This window comes from Streptosporangium sandarakinum (assembly GCF_050942225.1).
In the GTDB taxonomy this organism is placed as follows: Bacteria; Actinomycetota; Actinomycetes; order Streptosporangiales; family Streptosporangiaceae; genus Streptosporangium; species Streptosporangium nondiastaticum.
In genome coordinates this window covers 4,997,808-5,017,735 of the sequence record NZ_CP192034.1, presented here as the reverse complement: position 1 = coordinate 5,017,735, position 19,928 = coordinate 4,997,808, and the positions used below count along the sequence as shown (strand labels likewise).

The window sequence follows — 19,928 nt, the reverse complement described above, 5'->3', positions numbered from 1 at the left end:
TGAAGGCCACGGTGCCCGGGAGCGACCCTCCCGGGCACCCGGCCGAACGATCGTGGTCGCATTCATCGTCCGCCGCGTGATCGCCGCCGTGCTGATGCTCGCTGTCGTCAGCGCGGCCACCTTCGCGATCTTCTTTCTCATCCCACGGGCCCTGGGACAGACCCCCGAGGGCATGGCGTCGCGCTACGTCGGACGGGATGCCACCCCCGAGGCGATCCAGGGCGCCGTCAAGCGACTGCACCTGGACGACCCGCTCATCGTGCAGTACGGGCGGTTCGCCAAGGGCATCGTCGCCGGCGAGGACTACTCGCTCGGCCCGCGCAAGGCCGAGTGCCCGGCGCCCTGCTTCGGCTACTCCTTCAACAACAACCAGCCGGTCTGGCCGACGCTGCTCGACCGGCTGCCCGCGACGATGTCGCTGGCCGCGGGGGCGGCGATCCTCTGGCTCATCGCCGGCGTCAGCATCGGCATCGTCTCCGCGCTGAGACGCGGCACCGCGCTCGACCGCGCGGCCATGACCGTGGCGCTCGCCGGCGTCTCGCTGCCCATCTACTTCACCGGCCTGGTCTCCCTGTCGGTGTTCGCCTACACGCTCGGGATCTTCCCCGGCGGCGGCACCTACACCTCGATCTCCGAGAACCCCGTCGCCTGGTTCCAGGCGCTGGTCCTGCCCTGGATCACCCTGGCGTTCCTCTACGCGGCCCTGTACGCCCGGCTCACCCGGGCGGGCATGCTGGAGACCATGGGCGAGGACTACATCCGCACGGCCCGGGCCAAGGGCCTCAAGGAGAGCACGGTCGTCACCAAGCACGCCCTGCGCGCCACGCTGACCCCGATCCTCACCATCTTCGGACTCGACGTCGGCCTGCTGCTGGGCGGAGCCGTGCTCACTGAGAGCACCTTCTCCATCCCCGGCGTCGGCAAGCTGGTCATCGACGCGATCCGCGGCAACGACCTGCCGGTCGTGCTCGGCGTGACCATGTTCGCGGCCTTCTTCATCGTCCTGGCCAACCTCATCGTGGACATCCTGTACGCGGTGGTCGACCCGAGGGTGAGGCTCTCATGACGACGGCGCCCGGTTCCTCCGCGCCCGACTCCTTCCTGGAGCTGCGCGACCTGCGCATCCACTTCCCGACCGAGGACGGGGTCGTCAAGTCGGTCGACGGCCTGTCGTTCAAGCTCGATCGGGGCAAGACCCTGGGCATCGTGGGCGAGTCCGGCTCCGGCAAGAGCGTGACCAGCCTCGGCATCCTCGGCCTGCACAAGGGCGGCCGGGCGAAGATCTCCGGTGAGATCTGGCTGGACGGCGAGGAGCTCGTCGGGGCGAGCATCGACCACGTGCGGACGCTGCGCGGCAAGAAGATGGCGATGATCTTCCAGGACCCGCTGTCGTCCATGCACCCGTACTACACGGTCGGTGCCCAGATCATCGAGGCGTACCGGATCCACCACAAGGTCAGCAAGCAGGTGGCCCGCAAGCACGCCATCGACATGCTCGGCCGGGTGGGCATCCCGCAGCCCGACAAGCGAGTCGACAGCTACCCGCACGAGTTCTCCGGCGGCATGCGCCAGCGCGCCATGATCGCCATGGCCCTGTCGTGCGACCCCGAGCTGCTGATCGCCGACGAGCCCACCACCGCCCTCGACGTGACGGTCCAGGCGCAGATCCTGGACCTGATGCTCGATCTGCAGCGCGAGTTCAACTCCGCGCTGATCGTCATCACCCACGACCTCGGCGTGGTCGCCGAGCTCTCCGACGACATCCTGGTGATGTACGGCGGCAGGTGCGTCGAGTACGGCAGCGCCGAGGACATCTTCTACCGTCCCGAGCACCCCTACACCTGGGGCCTGCTGGGCTCCATGCCCCGCCTGGACCGCGAGCCCACCGAGCGGCTGATGCCGATCAAGGGCAGCCCGCCCTCCCTGATCAACGTGCCGACCGGCTGCGCCTTCAACCCGCGCTGCGCCTACGAGGGCCGCACCGGGGGCAAGGCCACCACCGAGGTGCCCCAGCTCGCCGAGACCGAGGGCGGCCACCTGGTCCGCTGCCACATGCCGCCCGCGGAGCGGCGGGCCATCTGGGAAAACGAGATCAAGCCGATGTTGGAGAGCACGTGACTGACGACAAGGGCGCTGCGGTGACCGATCCCGGTGCGCTGCTGTCCGTCCAGGGGCTGCAGAAGCACTTCCCGGTGACCAAGGGCCTGCTCAGGCGTCAGGTCGGCGCGGTCAAGGCGGTCGACGGAGTCAGCTTCGACGTCCGCAAGGGAGAGACGCTCGGCCTGGTGGGCGAGTCCGGCTGCGGCAAGAGCACCACCGGCCGCCTGATCACCCGCCTGCTGGAGCCGACCGGCGGGAAGATCGTGTTCGAGGGCGAGGACATCACCCACAGGTCGCAGTCGTCGCTGCGGCCGCTCCGCCGCGACATGCAGATGATCTTCCAGGACCCCTACTCCTCGCTCAACCCCCGGCACACGGTGGGCGCCATCGTCAGCGCGCCCTTCCGCATCCAGGGCATCAAGACCGAGCAGGGCATCAAGAAGGCCGTCCAGGAGATCCTGGAGCTGGTCGGGCTCAACCCCGAGCACTACAACCGCTACCCGCACGAGTTCTCCGGCGGGCAGCGCCAGCGTATCGGCATCGCCCGCACGCTCGCGCTCAAGCCCAAGCTCATCATCGCCGACGAGCCGGTCTCCGCCCTCGACGTGTCGATCCAGGCGCAGGTGGTCAACCTCCTGGAGGACCTGCAGAACGAGCTCGACCTGACCTACGTCATCGTCGCGCACGACCTGTCGGTCATCCGGCACATCAGCGACCGGGTCGCGGTCATGTACCTCGGCAAGATCGTCGAGCTGGCCGACCGCAAGGACCTGTACGAGTCGCCCATGCACCCGTACACCAACGCGCTGATGTCGGCGGTGCCGGTCCCCGACCCGGCCCGGCGCAAGGACCGCGAGCGCATCCGGCTCCAGGGCGACGTGCCCAGCCCGCTCAACCCGCCGCCCGCCTGCCGCTTCCACACCCGGTGCTGGAAGGCCCAGGAGGTCTGCAAGACGGTGGAGCCGCCGCTGGTCGAGCTGGCCACCGGCCACCAGGTCGCCTGCCACTTCCCGGAGAACGCCCCCGGCGCCGCCGCCAGGCCCGCCCCGGGGGAGACCGTCCCGGCCTGACCGCCCGCCGGGGGAGACCGCCCGGCCGGCCATCCCGCGCGACGCCGGGACGAGCACGCCTCGTCCCGGCGCCCGGCGTCCCTCCCCGCGCCCGGCCCCTCGTCCCGATCGGCCCCGCGTCCGCGTCCGGTCCACGGCCCGTCCGGCCCCGGCGCCCGGCCCCTCGGCCCGCGGGCACCTCAGCCGAGCGCCGACATGACCGGGGCGAAGAACCGCGACCGGTCACCGGGCAGCGGCCCGGACCCGGCGACCATGTCCGACGTCCGCATGCCCGCGGTCACGCCGTGGCCGTCCAGCCACGCCGCCAGCTCCGGGCGCCGGTCCTCGACCTCCAGCCGCACCGGCCGCCCGGCCCGCGCGGCGAGGTCGGCGATCAGGGCGCGGGCGTCCTCCGGGCCGGCCGCGACCACGGGGCCGACGACCGTGTTGGTGACGTTGCGCCACATCCCCGCGTACCCCGACACGCCCCGGCCGTCGTCGATCACCCGGATCTCCTCGGCGAAGCCCGCGTAGCGCCGCAGCAGATCGGACCGGTCCGCGCCCACGACCTCGGCGTCCAGGTCGGCGATCGCCTTCAGGTCCTCCGGCCGCGCGGCGCGGGAGACGCCCGACGGCGGCCCGGTGAAGACCCCCACGTGCATGGAGGCCCCGCCGGTCACCCGGAACCCCAGCTTCTCGTACAGGGGCCGCCCCTGGGCGGTGGCATTCAGGAAGACGGTCAGGCCGTCCGCCCGGTCCAGCACGTGCGCGATCAGCCGGGTGCCCAGGCCCTGCCGCGCGAGGCGTGAGGCCACCAGCACCATGCTGACCGCCGCGGTGCGACCTCCGTACCGGGTCAGGATCGCGGTCGCCACCAGATCCCCGGCGCCGTCCACGATCCCGTACCCCTCGCCGCCCTCCAGCAGGAAACGCCACTTGCGCTCCTCCCGGCCCCAGCGCCTGTCCTCGGCGAGCCGCAGGCAGCCGTCGAGGTCGCCGGACGTCAGCTCCCGGATCACCATCACATTCCTCCAAGGTCCCGGGCGCCCCGGCCACGGTGCCGGGGAGCGCCGTCGCGGCGGGCCCGGCCCGTCCGGGCGGCTCGCCCGTCCCGCGAACATCACCGGACGATCCTCGGGTACGGGACGCCGGCCGGTCCGACAGTTTCCCGCTATGCCGATAGCCGACGGCTATCATCCCGGGGTGGACATCACGCTGCCCGCCGTACGGGCGTTCGTCGCCGTCGCCCGCGCCGGCTCCTTCCGCGGGGCCGCCGCCGCGCTCGGGGTCAGCCAGCCGACGGTGAGCGCCGCGGTGCGCCGCCTGGAGGCCGCGGCGGGCCGGCCGCTGCTGGTCCGCGACCGCGACGGCGCCCGCCTGACCGAGCTGGGCGCCGGAGTGCTGGCCCACGCGGCCGCGGTGACCGCCGCCGCCGACGAGTTCGAGGCCCTGCTCGCCGGGGACGCCCCCGGCCTCACCGTGGGCTTCATGGGCGAGGCGGCGGGGACGCGCACCTCGACGCTGCTCGGCGCGGTACGGCGGGCCTCCGGCCGGGACGTACGGCTGCGCCGCTTCGACTTCGACGACCCCTCCTGCGGCCTGCTGGCCGGGACCAGCGACCTGGCCGTGGTGTGGCCGCCGCTGACCGATGACGTCCTGGGCCTCATGGTCGTCAGCGCCGACCGCCGGGCCGTCGCGGTGCCCGCCGGCGACCCGCTCTCCCGGGCCTCCGTCCTCGATCCGGCCGACCTGGGCGGCCGGGTGTGGGTGGTGCCGTGCAGTCCCGACCCGGTCTGGCGGGACTTCCGCGGCCCCGGATCGCTCGGCGTGACGGACATCGCCGGTGAGATCGGGTCCGGCGCCATCGAGGAGACCCTGGAGCTGGTGGCGTCGGGTCAGGGGATCGCCCTGCTGTCGCAGAGCACCGACGAGCACTACGCCCGCACCGGGGTGGTGTTCGTGCCGCTCTCCGGCGACCGGCGGTGCACCGTCGCCGTCGCCTGGCGGCGCGCCGACACCCGGCCGGTGCTCTCCCGGATTCTCGCCGAGCTGCGCCAGCCCGCCCCGGCGGGCCACCCGCCGACGCCGTGACCGCGGGTCCGGGGCCGGGCCCCGCTCGCCCGGGGGCGGGTGAGGCTCGATCAGGAGCCGTTCCCCGTCGGTGAGGTCTCCGCCGGTACCACCTTGCGGGCGCTGTCGCGAAGCTGTGCCACCGCGCGGGCGATGAGGTCGCCGCGCCGTCGGTCCTGGCGGGCGTGGACGACGATGCGCCGGAAGACGGTGGGGCGGACCACGGGCCTGGCGACGACTCCGCCGGGGAGCTCCGCGACGGCCAGGCGTGGCATGACGGTGACGCCGATGCCCGTCTCCACCAGTCGCAGCGCCGCCCGGTGGTCGTCCAGGCGGGCGGCATAGCGCGGCGTGAATCCGGCGGCCCTGCAAGCGGTCAGGATGATCTGCCCGATCGGGCTGTCGTAGATGTCGTGGTCCACCCAGGGCTCGCCTTCGAGGTCCCGGAAAGCGAGTTCGCGGGCATCGGCGAGGGGGTGGTCGGCGGGGAGCACGGCGACGAGTTCCTCGACGGCGAGTTCATGACGCTGGTAGCCGTCAAGGTGCACCTCGGCTCCGTCGGTGGGCTCGGTCCGGATGTCGAGGTCCGGCCGTCGGCGACCGCGCCCGTCGACGGGTTCGTTGAGGCTGATCTCGACGGTGAGGTTCGGCCGGTGCCGGCGAACGGTCCGCACGACCTCTGGGATCCACCGCTCGGCCGCGGAGGCGAAGCAGGTGATCGCCAGATGCTGCGCCTGACCGCTCCGGAGGTCCGCGACGACACGTTCGAGGCGTCCGAAGTCGGCGAGGAGCGACTGAGCTTGGTCTGCCAGGTGCCGCGCGGCATCGGTGGGGCTGATACCGCGTCCCTGCTTCTCGAAAAGGACCAGCCCGGTCTCCTTCGCCAGGGCGGTCATGTGCTGGCTGATCGTCGCGGGGGAGTAGCTGAGGTTCCGTGCCGCCTGGTTGATCGATCCGGCGGCCAGGACCGCGCGCAGGATAGCGAGGCGTTGCGGGTTGAGCATGGCATCGATCGTAAGGCAATACCGAATGATAAGTCGTATTTGTTTGCTTGTTACGAGTTTTGTCGTCGATGGAAGATGTCACCGAGCAGAAGATCCGACGTCGTCTCGGACGCGGTGAGAGAGGGTTGACGATGGACACGACGTTTTGGGACGAGGCGGACCGCCTCCTGATCCGCTACGGAACCGGCTTCACCCCGCGGGTCATCGAACGAGCCTCCGGTGCGTATGTCTTCGATCGCCAGGGCACGCCGATCCTCGACTTCACCTCAGGGCAGATGAGTTCCATCCTCGGCCATGCGCACCCGGACATCGTGGCGACGGTCTCGTCCGCGGTCGCGTCGCTGGACCACCTCTTCAGCGGCATGCTCAGCGCTCCCGTGCTGGAGCTCGCCGACAGGCTCACCGCGACCCTGCCCCCGGCGCTCGGCAAGATGATGCTGCTCACCACGGGAGCCGAGGCGAACGAGGCCGCGATCAAGATGGCCAAGCTGTCCACCGGCCGCTTCGAGATCGTCTCCTTCGACCGCTCATGGCACGGTATGACCCAGGGGGCCGCCGCCGCGACCTTCTCCGCCGGGCGGCATGGCTACGGACCCCCGACGCCGGGCAACCTGGCGCTGCCCACGCCGAACGCCTATCGTTCGCCGTTCCGGTCCTCCGACGGGTCATACGACTGGGAGGCCGAGCTCGCCTACGGCTTCGCCCTGGTCGACCGGCAGTCCGCCGGGAGCCTCGCCGCCTGCCTCATCGAGCCCATCCTTTCCTCAGGCGGGATCATCGACCTGCCGCCGGGGTATCTGCGCCGTCTCAAGGAGATGTGCGACGAACGCGGGATGCTGCTCATCCTGGACGAGGCGCAGACCGGCCTCGGCCGCACCGGAACGATGTACGCGTTCGAGCGCGACGGGGTCGCGCCCGACATCCTGACGTTGTCGAAGACCTTGGGAGCCGGACTGCCCGTGGCGGCCGTCATCACGACCGACGAGATCGAGCGGGTCTGCCACGACCGGGGTTTCCTCTTCTACACCACCCACGTCTCCGACCCCTTGGCGGCCGCCGTCGCGCTGACGGTCCTCGACGTCGTCGAGCGCGAGAACCTCACGGAGCGTGCCGCGACGCTGGGCGGCCAGCTCACCGGCCGGCTGCTGGCGCTGCGCGACGACTACGAGGTCGTCGGTGACGTTCGCGGCCGTGGCCTGCTCCAAGGCATCGAGCTCGTCAAGGACAAGAAGAGCAAGGCGCCCGCCGACGCACTGGGTAAGGCGATCACCGCGGCCTGTCTCGAACGAGGCCTGCACATGAACATCGTCCAGCTACCCGAGATGGGCGGCATCTTCCGCATCGCCCCGCCTCTCACGATCAAGGAAGACGAACTGCACCTCGGCGTGGACATCCTCGAGGCGTCGCTCAAAGCGGTGCTCGACGCCGCCGGGTGAGGTGAACCGGCGCCCCGCACCCGTCGCCGCCGGCATCGGCCCGCCGGAGGGCGGGGCGTCGTGAGATGAGGACGGCCGTACCGCGTGACCGGCGAGAACGGATCACGCGGTGGCGGCTCGTACACCACCTCGGTGGAGGTGACCGGCTCCGAACGGTTCCTAGGAGAAGGTGGTGCCCGGGGTGATCAGACCGGTCTCGTAGGCCAGGACCACGGCCTGCACCCGGTCGCGCAGGCCCAGCTTGGTGAGGACGTTGCCGACGTGCGTCTTGACGGTCGTCTCGCTCACCACCAGCTCGGCGGCGATCTCGGCGTTGGACATGCCCCGGGCGATCAGCCGCAGCACCTCCAGCTCGCGCTCGGTGAGGCGCTCCAGCCGGACCGGGGCCGACGGGCGGCGGGTGGACGGCAGGTGCGCGCCGAACCGGTCGAGCAGCCGCCGGGTGACGCTCGGCGCGACGATGGCGTCGCCCGCCGCGACCACCCGGATGGCCTGCACCAGCTCCTCGGGCGGGACGTCCTTGAGCAGGAAGCCGCTGGCCCCGGCGCGCAGCGCCTCCACGATGTACTCGTCCAGGTCGAACGTGGTCAGCACCAGCACCCTGGGCACGTGGGCGCCGTGCGCCGCCTCCCGGACGATCCGGCGGGTGGCGTCGATGCCGTCCACGCCGGGCATCCGGACGTCCATCAGGATCACGTCGGGCAGCAGCGCCCTCGCCTGCTCCTGGGCGGCCTTGCCGTCCCCGGCCTCGCCGACGACGGTGATCTCCGGCTCGGCCTCCAGGATGAGGCGGAAACCGGTGCGCAGCAGTGGCTGGTCATCGACCAGCAGCACTCTGATCGTCATCACACACCTTCGAGGGGAACCGGGCGCCGGCCTCGGAGCGGCCCTCCGCACGGGCCGATCCGCGGAACTCCACCATAGAGGCGCGGCGTGCCCTCCGGCGCCGCGAGCCCGCGCCGGGTCCGTTCCGGGGAGAGGCCCGGCCCCGCGGCGCCGCGGCCGTCACCGGTCCCGCACGCCGCCGCACGCCCGGCCGGGACGGCACGGCCGGTCCCGGAGCCCGCCGGCCGGCCTGGTACGTCGGGCCTCAGAGCTCGTCGGTGGCGGCCCTGGGCGTGCGGCGGGTGCTGCGCACGGTGTCGCCCGGCTGCCGCTCGGGCACCGGCGGGGGAGTGCCGCCGAACTCCGGGCACAGCTCACGGTAGTTGCACCAGTCGCACAGCCGGCTGGGCCGTGGACGCCACTCGCCGGTCTCCAGCGCCCGCTCGATGGCCGCCCACAGCGCCTGCACCTTGCGCTCGGTGGCCAGCAGGTCGGCCTCGTCGGGGGCGTAGCGCAGCACCTCGCCCTCGCCGCCGAGGTACATCAGCTGCAGCAGGCGCGGCACCGACCCGTGCAGCCGCCACAGCGTCAGCGCGTAGAACTTCATCTGGAACAGCGCCTTGGCCTCGAAGGCCGGCCCCGGCGCGCTGCCGGTCTTGTAGTCGACCACGCGGACCTCGCCGGTGGGCGCGACGTCCAGCCGGTCGATGAAACCCCGCAGCATCAGGCCGCTGTCGAGCACCGCCTCGACGTACAGCTCCCGCTCGGCGGGCTCCAGGCAGGTGGGGTCCTCCAGGGTGAAGTAGCGCTCCAGCATGGCGCGGGCCCCGGCCAGCCACTCGGCCCGCTCCTTCTCCCCGGAGAACATGCCGGCGTAGGCGGGCTCCTCCTCGAGGAGCCTGTGCCACTGCGGCTCCAGCAGATCGAGGGCCGCGGCCACCGTACGACCCGGCGCCGGCAGGTCGTACAGGCGCTCCAGCACCGAGTGGACGACCGTGCCGCGCACCGCGGCGGGCGACGGCGGCTCGGGAAGCCGGTCGACCACACGGAACCGGTACAGCAGCGGGCACGTCATGAAGTCCCCGGCGCGGGACGGCGACAGCGCTCCGATGATCGTGGGCTCGGTCAGTGACATGTCCGCACTGTAGGTCACGGTGACGACAGTTTGGGCCCGGGGTGGGCCGCGGGCGTCCGCGCCCGGCGTGGGCGGCGCGTAGCATCAAGGCCAACAGACGCGAGCGAGCGAGGAACGGTGAGCCAGCGGTGAGCAGCGAGAGCCCGCGCCAGGAAAATCCCGGGCTGCGGATGGGACGGCCGTTCGGCATCCCGGTCTATGTCTCGCCGACCTGGCTGCTGGTCGCGGCGTTCATCACGTTCACCTTCCAGGAGGTCGTGGCCTACCGGCTGCCGCAGCTCAGCCTCCCGATGACGTACGTCGTCTCCTTCGTCTTCGCGGTCCTGCTGTACGTGTCGGTGCTGCTGCACGAGCTGTCGCACTGCGTGGTCGCCAAGATGTACGGCCTGCCGGTCCGGCGCGTCACCCTCTACCTCCTCGGCGGCGTCTCGGAGATCGAGCGCGAGCCGGAGACGCCCGGCAGGGAGTTCATGGTCGCCTTCGCCGGGCCGCTGCTGTCGCTGGGCCTGGGCGCCGCCGGCTACGCCGCCTCGATGTTCATCGACCCCGGCACCGTCCTCGGCGTCCTGGTCTTCCAGCTCTGGCTCGCCAACCTGGTCGTCGGGATCTTCAACCTCCTGCCCGGCCTGCCGCTGGACGGCGGGCGCATGCTGCGCGCCGGGGTCTGGAAGGCGACCCGCAGCCCCGGCTCGGGCACGATCGCGGCGGCCTGGACGGGCCGCGTGCTGGCCGTCGTCCTGATCGCGGTGCCGGTCAGCCTGGCGCTGATGAGCGGCCAGGACCCCAGCTGGGGCATGGTCATCTGGTCGGTGCTGCTGGCCAGCTTCATCTGGATCGGCGCCACCCAGGCACTGCAGGGCGCCAAGCTGCGGGCCCGCATCCCCCAGCTGAACGCCCGCTCCCTGGCCCGCCGGGCCGTCGCCGTGACCGGGGACGTGCCGCTGGCCGAGGCGCTGCGCCGGGCCGCCGAGGCGCGCGCGGGCGCGGTGGTCGTGGTCGACCACGACGGCCGCCCGACGGGCATCGTCAACGAGGCGGCGGTCGAGGCCACCCCGGAGCACCGCCGTCCCTGGGTGACGGCGGGCTCGCTGGCGCGCGGCCTCGACCCGTCGCTGGTGCTGGCCGCCGACCTGGTGGGGGAGTCCCTGATCGACGCCATGCGCCAGTCCCCGGCGGGGGAGTACCTCCTGGTGGAGCGCGACGGCACCGTCTTCGGGGTGCTCGCCACCTCCGACGTCAACCGGATGTTCAGCGGCGTCTGATCCGCGCCGGCGGCCCGGGCCAGCCGCCCGCGTGGCGCGGCCGGAGCCATGGGCCGCGTCACGGTCAGGGAGCCGGAGGGCCGTCTCCCGCCTCCCGCGCGGCACGAGCCGGTGGTCCGGGCGAGGTCGCCGAGGCCGGGAGGGAGCCCGTCCCGCGGCCGTCTGCTGTACTTTTTCCTACGGCCTGGAATGATCGGCGATGTCGGTCCGCCGCATCCCCGCCCCGGGCCGGCCGGACGCCCCATCCCAGCCACCGAGACTCAGAGGACAGAATGCAGAAACGAGCCGCGTTTTCTCCCCACACCGAAGGACGGGGCCGTCACGCCGGGGGTGCTCGGTGAGCGGGGACGGCCTGGGAACGGTGCGCCCGCTGCCGGGCAGCGGACTGGTCGCCCGCGTGGAGGGCCTGCTGCTGGTGTGCGACGCGGCCGAGACCGTCGCCGCGGACCTCCTCGCGGCGCTGCACGACACCGCCGCCTCCGGCGGTGACGGCCGGGCACTGGCCCGCCGGGTGGCCCAGGTGCTGGCCGTCATGATGGGCGAGCCCGTCGCGTGCGCCGTCGCCGGGCCCGTGGGCGACGGGGTGGCCGTCCTGGTCAGCGGACCCGCCTCCGCGGCGGTCACCGGCCCGGGCGGAGAGGTGCGGCTCGCCGGGCGCGACGCGCTCACCTGGTCGGACCGGCTGGTCCCCGGCCCGGTCACCGGCATCGAGCTGCGCCTGCCGGAGGCCGGCCCGGCGCATCCGCTGGCCCGGCTGGACGGCGGCGTGGTCGTCGGCGGCGGCATCCTGTGCGACCCGGCCGGCGCCGGGGCCCCGCCCGCGGCCCGGAGCGCAGTGCCGCGGCAGGCGGAGGCGCCCGCGACGGAGGCCCCGCCGCCCGCGCCCTACCCGATGGGTCCCCCCGACCCCGTCCCGCCGATCCCGGTCCCGCCGCCGCCGCGGCCGGAGCAGCAGGCGTGGCACCCCGAGCCGGGACCGCAGGTCCCGCCGCAGCAGGGTCCGGTGTCCGGCCCGATCCCGGCCGTCGCGCCGCGGGAGACGGACGCCCTGGAGCCCACGGGGGCCATGGAGGGCGGCGGGCCCGCCGGGTCGTTCGAGCCCGAGTCCCGTGAGCGCCCGTTCGCCCCCGAGCCGCCGGCGCAGGGCGGCCCGCAGGCGGCGCCCGAGCCGGAGGCCGCCCCCGCGGCGCAGCCGCTGGTCTACGGGGTCGACTGCAAGAACGACCACTTCAACGACCCGCGCGTGCCGTACTGCGCGGTGTGCGGCATCGCCCTCGTGCAGCGCTCGCTCGCCCCCTACCAGGGGCCGCGCCCGCCGCTGGGCGTGCTGCTCCTCGACGACGGGATGACCCTGCGCCTCGACGCCGACCACCTCGTCGGCCGCGACCCCGACCGGGCCCCGGAGGTCACCGACGGCTCGGTCCGCCCGGCGAAGGTCACCAGCCCCGACGGCTCGGTGTCACGCCGCCACCTGCGGGTGGCGCTGGACGGCTGGGACGTCAACCTGATCGACCTCGGCTCGGTCAACGGCACGCAGATCCAGCCGCCGGGCGACCCCAACTTCTACGACATCCCGCCGAACGAGCCGGTCACGATCATGCCCGGCACGACCGTGCGGATCGGGGTCTCCCGCACCATGCGCTACGAGTCGCACCGCAACCGCTGACCGGCCCCCGGGCGTCCTCCCCGCGCCTCCCCGGCCCCGGGGAGGCGCCGCCCCGCCCGGGTAGGCCCCTGGGCCGTCCGGGCGGGCCGGTCCGTCAGGCCCCGGCCGTCCGGGCGCGGTACCACAGCAGGTCGTCCACGCGCGTGCCGCCGGGGCCGGGGAGCCTGCCGTGCAGCAGCGCCTCCCGGGTGAAGCCCGCGCGCTCCAGCACGCGGTGGGAGGCGATGTTGTCCGGCGAGGTGCCGGCCACGATCCGGGCCAGCGGGGTGTGCGTCAGCGCCCACTCCGTGAGCAGGTCCACCGCGCGGGAGGCGAACCCCCTGCCCCGGAACTCCGGCAGCATGCTGTAGCCGGTCATGGCCTCGCCCAGCGGGGGGATGACCGCGCTGAGCTGGATGTGCCCGGCGAAGGCGCCGGTGGCGGCGTCCCGTACGGCGAGCTCGACCCGCTCGCCGGCCAGCCACAGCATGCCCGCCTCCCGGCAGAACCGCTCGCTGTCGTCGGGATCGGGCGCCTCCGGCGGGACGCTGTGGGCCGCGACGTCCGGCAGGCTCTGCAGGGCGTGGTAGTCGTCGGCGTCGCCGGCCTCCAGCGGCGTCAGCCGTACGACGCCGTCGGTCAGCGAGCCGCCGGGCAGGTCCGGGAGGAACGACCGTTCCCGCTCACCCGAGTCGCCGGCCAGCCGGGCGAAGGACGCCAGGTCGCCGCGGGTGCCGTCGCGGCGGGGCTCGGCCGCGCGCCGCACGCCCTCGCGGCCGAAGCCGGCGGCCATCGCGACCCGCTGGCTGGGGAGGTTCTCCACGTCGGCCAGCAGCTCCACGCGCGCCACCCCGTGGGCGAAGGCGCGCTCCGTCAGCGCCCGGGTGGCCGCGGTGGCGACGCCGCGGCCCCGCGCCCACGGCGCGATGAGGTAGCCGACCTCGGTGTTGCCGCGCGGGTCGGACGGCTTGAGGCTGATGTTGCCCAGCCACTCGCCGGTGCCGGCGTCCGCCACGGCGAAGGAGGCGCCGCCGTTGCCCCATGTCCGCCCGGCGACCTCCAGGTAGGAGGACGCGTCGGCGAGGGTGTACGGCACCCGGACGCTCGGGACGAACCGGATGATCAGCGGATCGGCGCAGGCCCTGACCATCGGTTCCAGGTCGGCGGGGGTCGCCTCGCGCAGGAGGACGGAACCGGCGGGGATGACGTCTCTGGGGAACACCCTCCAAGTGCTATCAGTTCCTCCCGAAAGGAGCGAACGAATTGCCTCCTCCGCGCGTCCGGCGGCCCCGCCGCCCGGGACCGGGGGCACCCCGCGCGCCGATAACCTTGCGTTCATGGGTTTTCGCAGGCATGGGCCCTTCAGGGCCGGGGATCAGGTTCAGCTCACCGATCCCAAGAACAAGCGCCACACGGTGACGCTGAAGGAGGACGGGGTCTTCCACACCCACAAGGGTGCGATCCCGCACAGCGACCTCATCGGGCAGCCCGAGGGGTCGGTGGTCCGTTCGTCCGGCGGCACCCAGTACCTCGCGTTCCGGCACCTGCTCCAGGACTACACGCTTTCCATGCCGCGCGGCGCGGCGGTCATCTACCCCAAGGACTCGGCGCAGATCGTCGCGATGGCCGACGTCTTCCCCGGCGCGCGCGTCGTCGAGGCGGGGGTCGGCTCCGGCGCGCTGACGTGTTTCCTGCTGCGCGCGGTGGGCACGGAGGGCAAGGTGACGTCCTACGAGCGGCGCGCGGACTTCGCGGAGGTGGCCACCAAGAACGTGGAGAAGTTCTACGGCGGCCCGATGGAGCAGTGGCGCCTGGTGGTCGGGGACTTCGCCGAAGCGCTCGACGAGAGTGACGTCGACCGGATCATTCTCGACATGCTCGCGCCGTGGGAGTGCGTGGACGCCGCGGCCAAGGCGCTCACGCCCGGCGGGGTGATCTGCTGTTATGTGGCGACCACCACGCAGTTGTCGCGAACGGTCGAAACTCTGCGCGAACACGGGAGTTTCACCGAGCCCCACGCGTGGGAGACCCTGGTTCGCGACTGGCACGTCGAGGGGCTCGCCGTACGGCCCGACCACCGGATGGTCGGGCACACCGGATTCCTCGTCACCGCCCGTCGCATGGCGGACGGGGTGACCCCACCACCCCGGCGTAGGCGTCCGGCAAAGGGAGCGTATGGCGAGGACTCGACTTCCACCGCATGATGACGATTCAGCCACGAGAGCACGTAGGCGTGTTACATGACACCAGATGGTCGTGTTCTTATGCTTCTACGCACTAACCGCTTCATAAGGGATTAATCGCCAAATACTTAATGTAGCTATACGAACACTGCTCTACCAGGTAACTGACAGCCCCCGGATGGGTAGGGTTTTGAGTAGTCGGTCTCGACTGGGAAGGAGGTGACGCCGTGGCAGCTCGCGATGACGCCGAAGCTCGGGCCGCGCAGCGCGAACGGGAGGTCGCTGACCTCAGAACGCAGGTCTCCTTCCTGCAGGAGGAGATCACCGCGTTGCGTCGGAAGCTGACGGAGTCTCCCCGGCAGGCCAGAGTCCTCGAAGAGCGTCTCCATGAGGTGCAGGCGAATCTCGCGGCCGTCACCGGTCAGAACGAGCGTCTGGTGTCGACCCTCAAGGAGGCCAGAGACCAGATCGTCGCGCTCAAGGAAGAGGTCGACCGGTTGGCGCAGCCGCCGTCCGGGTTCGGCGTCTTCCTCGAGGCCAGAGAAGACGGCACGGTGGAGGTCTTCACCGGCGGCCGCAAGCTCCGAGTGAACGTCAGCCCCGCGGTGGACGTCGAGTCGCTCAAGCGTGGCCAGGAGGTCATGCTGAACGAGGCGCTCAACGTGGTGGAGGCCCTCGGATACGAGGAGATCGGCGAGATCGTGATGCTCAAGGAGCTCCTTGAGGACGGCCAGCGCGCGCTGGTGATCTCGCACGCCGACGAGGAACGGGTGGTGCGGCTGGCGGAGTCGCTGCTCGACCAGCCGATCCGCGCCGGCGACTCGCTGCTGATGGAATCGCGCTCCGGCTACGTCTACGAGCGCATCCCCAAGTCCGAGGTCGAGGAACTCGTCCTGGAGGAGGTGCCCGACATCTCCTACGAGGAGATCGGCGGGCTCATGCGGCAGATCGAGCAGATCAGGGACGCCATCGAGCTTCCCTACCTGCACGCCGACCTGTTCCGCGAGCACAAGCTGCGTCCTCCCAAGGGTGTGCTGCTGTACGGCCCGCCCGGCTGCGGCAAGACCCTGATCGCCAAGGCCGTCGCCAACTCCCTGGCCAAGCAGGTCGCGGAGAAGACCGGTCAGTCCGGCAAGAGCTTCTTCCTCAACATCAAGGGACCGGAGCTCCTCAACAAGTACGTCGGCGAGACCGAGCGGCACATCCGCCTGGTCTTCCAGCGTGCCCGTGAGAAGGCGTCCGAGGGCACCCCGGTGATCGTGTTCTTCGACGAGATGGACTCGATCTTCCGGACCCGCGGCTCGGGGGTCTCCTCCGACGTCGAGAACACCATCGTTCCCCAGCTCCTCAGCGAGATCGACGGCGTCGAGGGCCTGGAGAACGTGATCGTGATCGGCGCGTCCAACCGCGAGGACATGATCGACCCGGCGATCCTGCGGCCCGGCCGCCTGGACGTCAAGATCAAGATCGAGCGGCCGGACGCCGAGGCGGCCAAGGACATCTTCTCCAAGTACCTCACCGAGGGACTGCCGCTGCACCCGGACGACATCTCCGAGCACAACGGCGACCGCACCGCGACCGTCGCCGCGATGATCCAGAGGGTCGTCGAGCGGATGTACACCGAGAGCGAGGAGAACCGCTTCCTCGAGGTGACCTACGCCAACGGCGACAAGGAGGTCCTGTACTTCAAGGACTTCAACTCCGGGGCCATGATCCAGAACATCGTGGACCGCAGCAAGAAGATGGCGATCAAGCAGTTCCTGGAGAGCGGGCAGAAGGGCCTGCGGATCCAGCACCTGCTGGCCGCCTGCGTCGACGAGTTCTCCGAGAACGAGGACCTGCCCAACACCACCAACCCCGACGACTGGGCCCGCATCTCCGGCAAGAAGGGCGAGCGGATCGTCTACATCCGCACCCTCGTGACGGGCAAGCAGGGCACCGAGGCCGGCCGGTCCATCGACACGGTGGCCAACACCGGTCAGTACCTCTAGGACCGTCGCCACACCGGCGTACGGCGAGCGCGTTCGCGGCGCGACCCCGGCGGGGGTCGCGCCGCGAGGCGTGTCCGGGCCGGTACGGCGTGTCCGGCCGTACGGCGGGTCCTGGCCTGTCGGCCGCGGTCCGGGACCGTGCGGTCCGCGGGCCGCGCCGGGCCGCGACGGTGCCGGGCCGGGCGCGCGGGGCGGCCCCGGCGCACCCGCCGTCCCGTCCGTCACACAAGTGTGATCACACCACCGGGAACCCAGGTGATCCAGCGGCCGTCCAACCGACGTGCGTGATCATTCAGGCGCGGTCATCCGGTGACCGGCGCGGGGTCTCGCGGGACGGCCCGGGGGAGTGGCCGTCTCGCCGAGCTGGACCTCCTCCGTTTCGTCGCCGCCCTGGCGGTGCTCTCCTTCCACTACTTCATCGCCTTCGCCTCGGTGTGGGGCGAGCGGCCGGCGAAGCTCTTCCCCGCGATCTCGACCCTCTCGGGACTCGGCATCCTCGGCGTCGAGCTGTTCTTCATGATCAGCGGCTTCGTCATCCTGATGAGCATCTGGGGCCGCGGCCTCGGCGCGTTCGCCCTCTCCCGGCTGGTGCGGCTCTTCCCCGCCTACTGGGTCAGCGTCGCCGTCACCGCCGCCCTCTACGGCCTGACCGGCGCCACCGCCCTGGACCCCAAGCTCAGCCCCGCCGAGTACGGGGTCAACCTCACGATGCTGCAGCGGGCCTTCGGCGTCTACGACGCCACCGGCGTCTACTGGTCCCTGTGGGCCGAGCTCCGCTTCTACGTGCTCATCTCGATCCTGGTGATCGTCGGCGTGACGCTCAACCGGTGCCTGGTCTTCATGGGCGTCTGGCTGCTGGCTGCCGGTCTCCTGTCCGGCAGCGACCAGGCGTGGGTGGACCTCGTCGTGATGCCGAAGTACGCGCCGTACTTCGTCGGCGGCATGGCCTTCTTCCTGATGACCAGGTTCGGCCCCCGCCTCGTCCTGTGGTGCCTGGCCGGGATCAGCGCCGGGCTGGCCGTCAGCGCCGCCATGGAGCGGGTGGCCGGACGGATCGGGCTGGTCGGCTACGCGGCCATGCCCGTGCCCCCGTGGGCCGTGGCCGCCACCGTCATCGGCTTCTACGCGCTCATGGCGCTGGTCGCGCTCGGCCTGCTGCGCCGGCTGCGGTGGCGCGGCCTGGTCACGCTGGGCGCGCTCACCTACCCCCTGTACCTCTTCCACACCGCGGCGGCCGTGCTGATCGTCCCCGCCCTGCGCGACTCCCTCCCGCCATGGCTGACCGCCCTGGTCACCGTCGCGGCCGCGATGGCCTTCTCCTACCTCGTGTACCGGGTGGCCGAGCGGCCGGTCCAGGAGTTCGTCAGGGCGAGGACGCGCCGGGCCGCCCCGCCGCCGGTACCCGCCCCGCCGCCGGTCCCCGTCGCCCAGGCGTTCCCGGCCCCCGCCACCGCGCCGGCGTTCCCACCCGCGCCGCCGGTCGCCTCCGCGGCCCCGGCGTTCCCACCCGGCCCGCCCCCGAATCCCCGCCCGGATCCCTGGGCGACGGGCGAAAAGGCTTCGTTGCCATAACTGTCCGGCCACCGGGCATAGTGAAAGGTCTAGGGTCGGGGATATATACGGCGGAGGAGACAGTCCCGGATGAACAGAGGATGCGCATGACGGTACGGCGGGTGATGGGCATCGAGACCGAATACGGCATCTCCGTGCCCGGACAGCCGGGGGCCAACGCGATGGTGACCTCGTCCCAGGTCGTCAACGCCTACCTGGCCGCCTCCGCGGCCAGGGCCAGGCGGGCACGGTGGGACTTCGAGGAGGAGAACCCCCTCCGTGACGCGCGGGGCTTCGACCTGTCCCGCGAGATGGCCGACCAGAGTCAGCTCACCGACGAGGACCTGGGCCTGGCCAACGTGATCCTCACGAACGGCGCCCGGCTCTACGTGGACCACGCCCATCCCGAATACTCCACTCCCGAGTGCACCAACCCACGAGCCGCGGTGATCTGGGACAAGGCGGGGGAGCGGGTCATGCAGGACGCCGCGGTCCGCGCCTCGGCGATCCCCTCCAACGCTCCCATCCAGCTCTACAAGAACAACACCGACAACAAGGGCGCCTCCTACGGCTGCCACGAGAACTACCTGATGCGGCGGGCCACGCCGTTCGCCGACATCGTCCGGCACCTGACGCCGTTCTTCGTGTCCCGGCAGGTCGTCACCGGCGCCGGCCGGGTCGGCATCGGCCAGGACTCCCGCGGCGAGGGCTTCCAGATCAGCCAGCGGGCCGACTTCTTCGAGGTCGAGGTGGGCCTGGAGACCACGCTCAAGCGGCCGATCATCAACACCCGCGACGAGCCGCACGCCGACCCCGACAAGTACCGGCGCCTGCACGTCATCATCGGCGACGCCAACATGTCGGAGATCTCCACCTATCTCAAGCTCGGCTCCACCGCGCTCGTCCTCGCCATGATCGAGGACGGCTACTTCACGCGTGACCTCTCCGTGGAGAACCCCGTCCAGGCGCTGCGCGCGGTCTCCCACGACCCGACCCTCAAGTACGAGATCGCCATGCGCGACGGCCGCCGGCTGACGGCCGTCCAGCTCCAGATGGAGTACCTGGAGCTGGCGCGCAAGTACGCGGAGGAACGCAGCGGCAACGGCGTCGACGAGGTCACCAAGGACGTCCTCGACCGCTGGGAGTCGGTCCTCACCCGCCTGGCCGAGGACCCGATGCAGCTGGCCGGTGAGCTCGACTGGGTGGCCAAGCTGGAACTGCTGGAGGGTTACCGCAGCCGCGACGGCCTGGCCTGGTCCCACCCGCGCCTGCAGCTCGTCGACCTGCAGTACTCCGACATCCGTCCCGACCGCGGCCTGTACAACCGGCTGGTCGCCCGCGGGCGGATGCGGCGCCTGGTCACGGAGGAGGAGGTCCAGCGGGCCATCGAGGCTCCGCCCAGCGACACCCGGGCCTACTTCCGGGGCCGCTGCCTGAGCCAGTTCAGCGAGTCGGTCGCCGCCGCGTCCTGGGACTCGGTGATCTTCGACATCCCCGGCCGCGAGTCGCTGCAGCGCGTCCCCACCCTGGAGCCGCTGCGCGGCACCAAGGCCCACGTGGGCGAGCTGTTCGACCGCTGCCGCACCGCCGCCGACCTGGTCAGCGCCCTCACCGGCGACCGGTGAGCCCGCCGCCGCGCGGGGGCGCCCCCGCGCGGCGCGTCCGGCGGGTCAGGCC

At 71.9% G+C, this 19,928-nt stretch carries 16 protein-coding genes; 11 read left to right on the top strand and 5 right to left on the bottom strand.

Going from position 1 to position 19,928, the window contains the following annotated elements; genetic code table 11:
• Nucleotides 1-52 precede the first annotated feature (52 nt).
• From ACQP10_RS23510 to ACQP10_RS23500, 3 genes are read left to right on the top strand one after another with little or no spacing between them, the layout of a single operon-like run.
• Entirely contained in the window at nt 53-1,066 is a 1,014-nt protein-coding gene (locus ACQP10_RS23510; protein WP_346022487.1) for an ABC transporter permease, read from the top strand.
• Nucleotides 1,063-2,118: an ABC transporter ATP-binding protein gene (locus ACQP10_RS23505; protein WP_346022486.1), complete on the top strand. Its 1,056-nt coding sequence runs from the start codon at nt 1,063-1,065 to the stop codon at nt 2,116-2,118. The genes ACQP10_RS23510 and ACQP10_RS23505 overlap by 4 nt, the downstream gene beginning before the upstream one ends.
• Nucleotides 2,115-3,170 (top strand): ABC transporter ATP-binding protein, encoded by a 1,056-nt coding sequence (locus ACQP10_RS23500; RefSeq protein WP_312873635.1) that lies wholly within the window; start codon nt 2,115-2,117, stop codon nt 3,168-3,170. The genes ACQP10_RS23505 and ACQP10_RS23500 overlap by 4 nt, the downstream gene beginning before the upstream one ends.
• Before the next feature lie 179 nt (nt 3,171-3,349).
• Here the strand turns inward: ACQP10_RS23500 and ACQP10_RS23495 are convergent, their stop codons facing one another.
• Nucleotides 3,350-4,171 (bottom strand): GNAT family N-acetyltransferase, encoded by an 822-nt coding sequence (locus ACQP10_RS23495; RefSeq protein ID WP_346022485.1) that lies wholly within the window; start codon nt 4,169-4,171, stop codon nt 3,350-3,352.
• Between the two features lie 181 nt (nt 4,172-4,352).
• Here ACQP10_RS23495 and ACQP10_RS23490 point away from each other — a divergent pair, with 181 nt between their 5' ends.
• Nucleotides 4,353-5,240, top strand: coding sequence for a LysR family transcriptional regulator (locus ACQP10_RS23490; RefSeq protein ID WP_433539720.1), 888 nt, complete (start codon nt 4,353-4,355; stop codon nt 5,238-5,240).
• A gap of 50 nt (nt 5,241-5,290) precedes the next feature.
• Here ACQP10_RS23490 and ACQP10_RS23485 read toward each other — a convergent pair whose 3' ends face one another.
• The gene (locus tag ACQP10_RS23485; RefSeq protein WP_346022483.1) at nt 5,291-6,223 is read right to left on the bottom strand and encodes a LysR family transcriptional regulator; all 933 of its coding nucleotides are present in this window, start codon (nt 6,221-6,223) and stop codon (nt 5,291-5,293) included.
• Between the two features lie 131 nt (nt 6,224-6,354).
• Here ACQP10_RS23485 and ACQP10_RS23480 point away from each other — a divergent pair, with 131 nt between their 5' ends.
• Entirely contained in the window at nt 6,355-7,659 is a 1,305-nt protein-coding gene (locus ACQP10_RS23480) for an aspartate aminotransferase family protein (protein WP_346022482.1), read from the top strand.
• 159 nt (nt 7,660-7,818) lie between these two features.
• Here ACQP10_RS23480 and ACQP10_RS23475 read toward each other — a convergent pair whose 3' ends face one another.
• Together ACQP10_RS23475 and ACQP10_RS23470 are read right to left on the bottom strand one after the other, a co-directional pair.
• Entirely contained in the window at nt 7,819-8,505 is a 687-nt protein-coding gene (locus tag ACQP10_RS23475; protein WP_346022481.1) for a response regulator transcription factor, read from the bottom strand.
• 244 nt (nt 8,506-8,749) lie between these two features.
• A complete protein-coding gene (locus tag ACQP10_RS23470) occupies nt 8,750-9,619 on the bottom strand; it encodes a RecB family exonuclease (RefSeq protein WP_179828121.1) in 870 nt (289 codons plus the stop codon).
• Nucleotides 9,620-9,789: 170 nt separating this feature from the next.
• Between ACQP10_RS23470 and ACQP10_RS23465 the strand changes: the two genes are divergently transcribed.
• Together ACQP10_RS23465 and ACQP10_RS23460 are read left to right on the top strand one after the other, a co-directional pair.
• Complete coding sequence (locus tag ACQP10_RS23465; RefSeq protein ID WP_346023216.1) at nt 9,790-10,881, top strand: site-2 protease family protein; 1,092 nt, start codon at nt 9,790-9,792, stop codon at nt 10,879-10,881.
• Nucleotides 10,882-11,218: 337 nt separating this feature from the next.
• Nucleotides 11,219-12,547 (top strand): FHA domain-containing protein, encoded by a 1,329-nt coding sequence (locus ACQP10_RS23460; protein ID WP_433539719.1) that lies wholly within the window; start codon nt 11,219-11,221, stop codon nt 12,545-12,547.
• A gap of 94 nt (nt 12,548-12,641) precedes the next feature.
• On the opposite strand, the gene ACQP10_RS23455 is transcribed toward ACQP10_RS23460, so the two are convergent.
• On the bottom strand, nt 12,642-13,748 hold the full coding sequence (locus ACQP10_RS23455; protein ID WP_346022479.1) for a GNAT family N-acetyltransferase: 1,107 nt from the start codon (nt 13,746-13,748) through the stop codon (nt 12,642-12,644).
• A 115-nt stretch (nt 13,749-13,863) separates the two neighbouring features.
• Here ACQP10_RS23455 and ACQP10_RS23450 point away from each other — a divergent pair, with 115 nt between their 5' ends.
• The 4 genes from ACQP10_RS23450 (at nt 13,864) to dop (ending at nt 19,876) form a co-directional block, all read left to right on the top strand.
• Nucleotides 13,864-14,730 (top strand): tRNA (adenine-N1)-methyltransferase, encoded by an 867-nt coding sequence (locus tag ACQP10_RS23450; protein ID WP_179828127.1) that lies wholly within the window; start codon nt 13,864-13,866, stop codon nt 14,728-14,730.
• 206 nt (nt 14,731-14,936) lie between these two features.
• Nucleotides 14,937-16,700, top strand: coding sequence for a proteasome ATPase (gene arc, locus ACQP10_RS23445; protein ID WP_179828137.1), 1,764 nt, complete (start codon nt 14,937-14,939; stop codon nt 16,698-16,700).
• A 309-nt stretch (nt 16,701-17,009) separates the two neighbouring features.
• Nucleotides 17,010-18,272, top strand: a complete 1,263-nt coding sequence (locus tag ACQP10_RS23440) for an acyltransferase family protein (protein WP_433539718.1) — start codon at nt 17,010-17,012, stop codon at nt 18,270-18,272.
• Between the two features lie 86 nt (nt 18,273-18,358).
• On the top strand, nt 18,359-19,876 hold the full coding sequence (gene dop / locus ACQP10_RS23435) for a depupylase/deamidase Dop (RefSeq protein WP_179828141.1): 1,518 nt from the start codon (nt 18,359-18,361) through the stop codon (nt 19,874-19,876).
• Nucleotides 19,877-19,928: the final 52 nt, after the last annotated feature.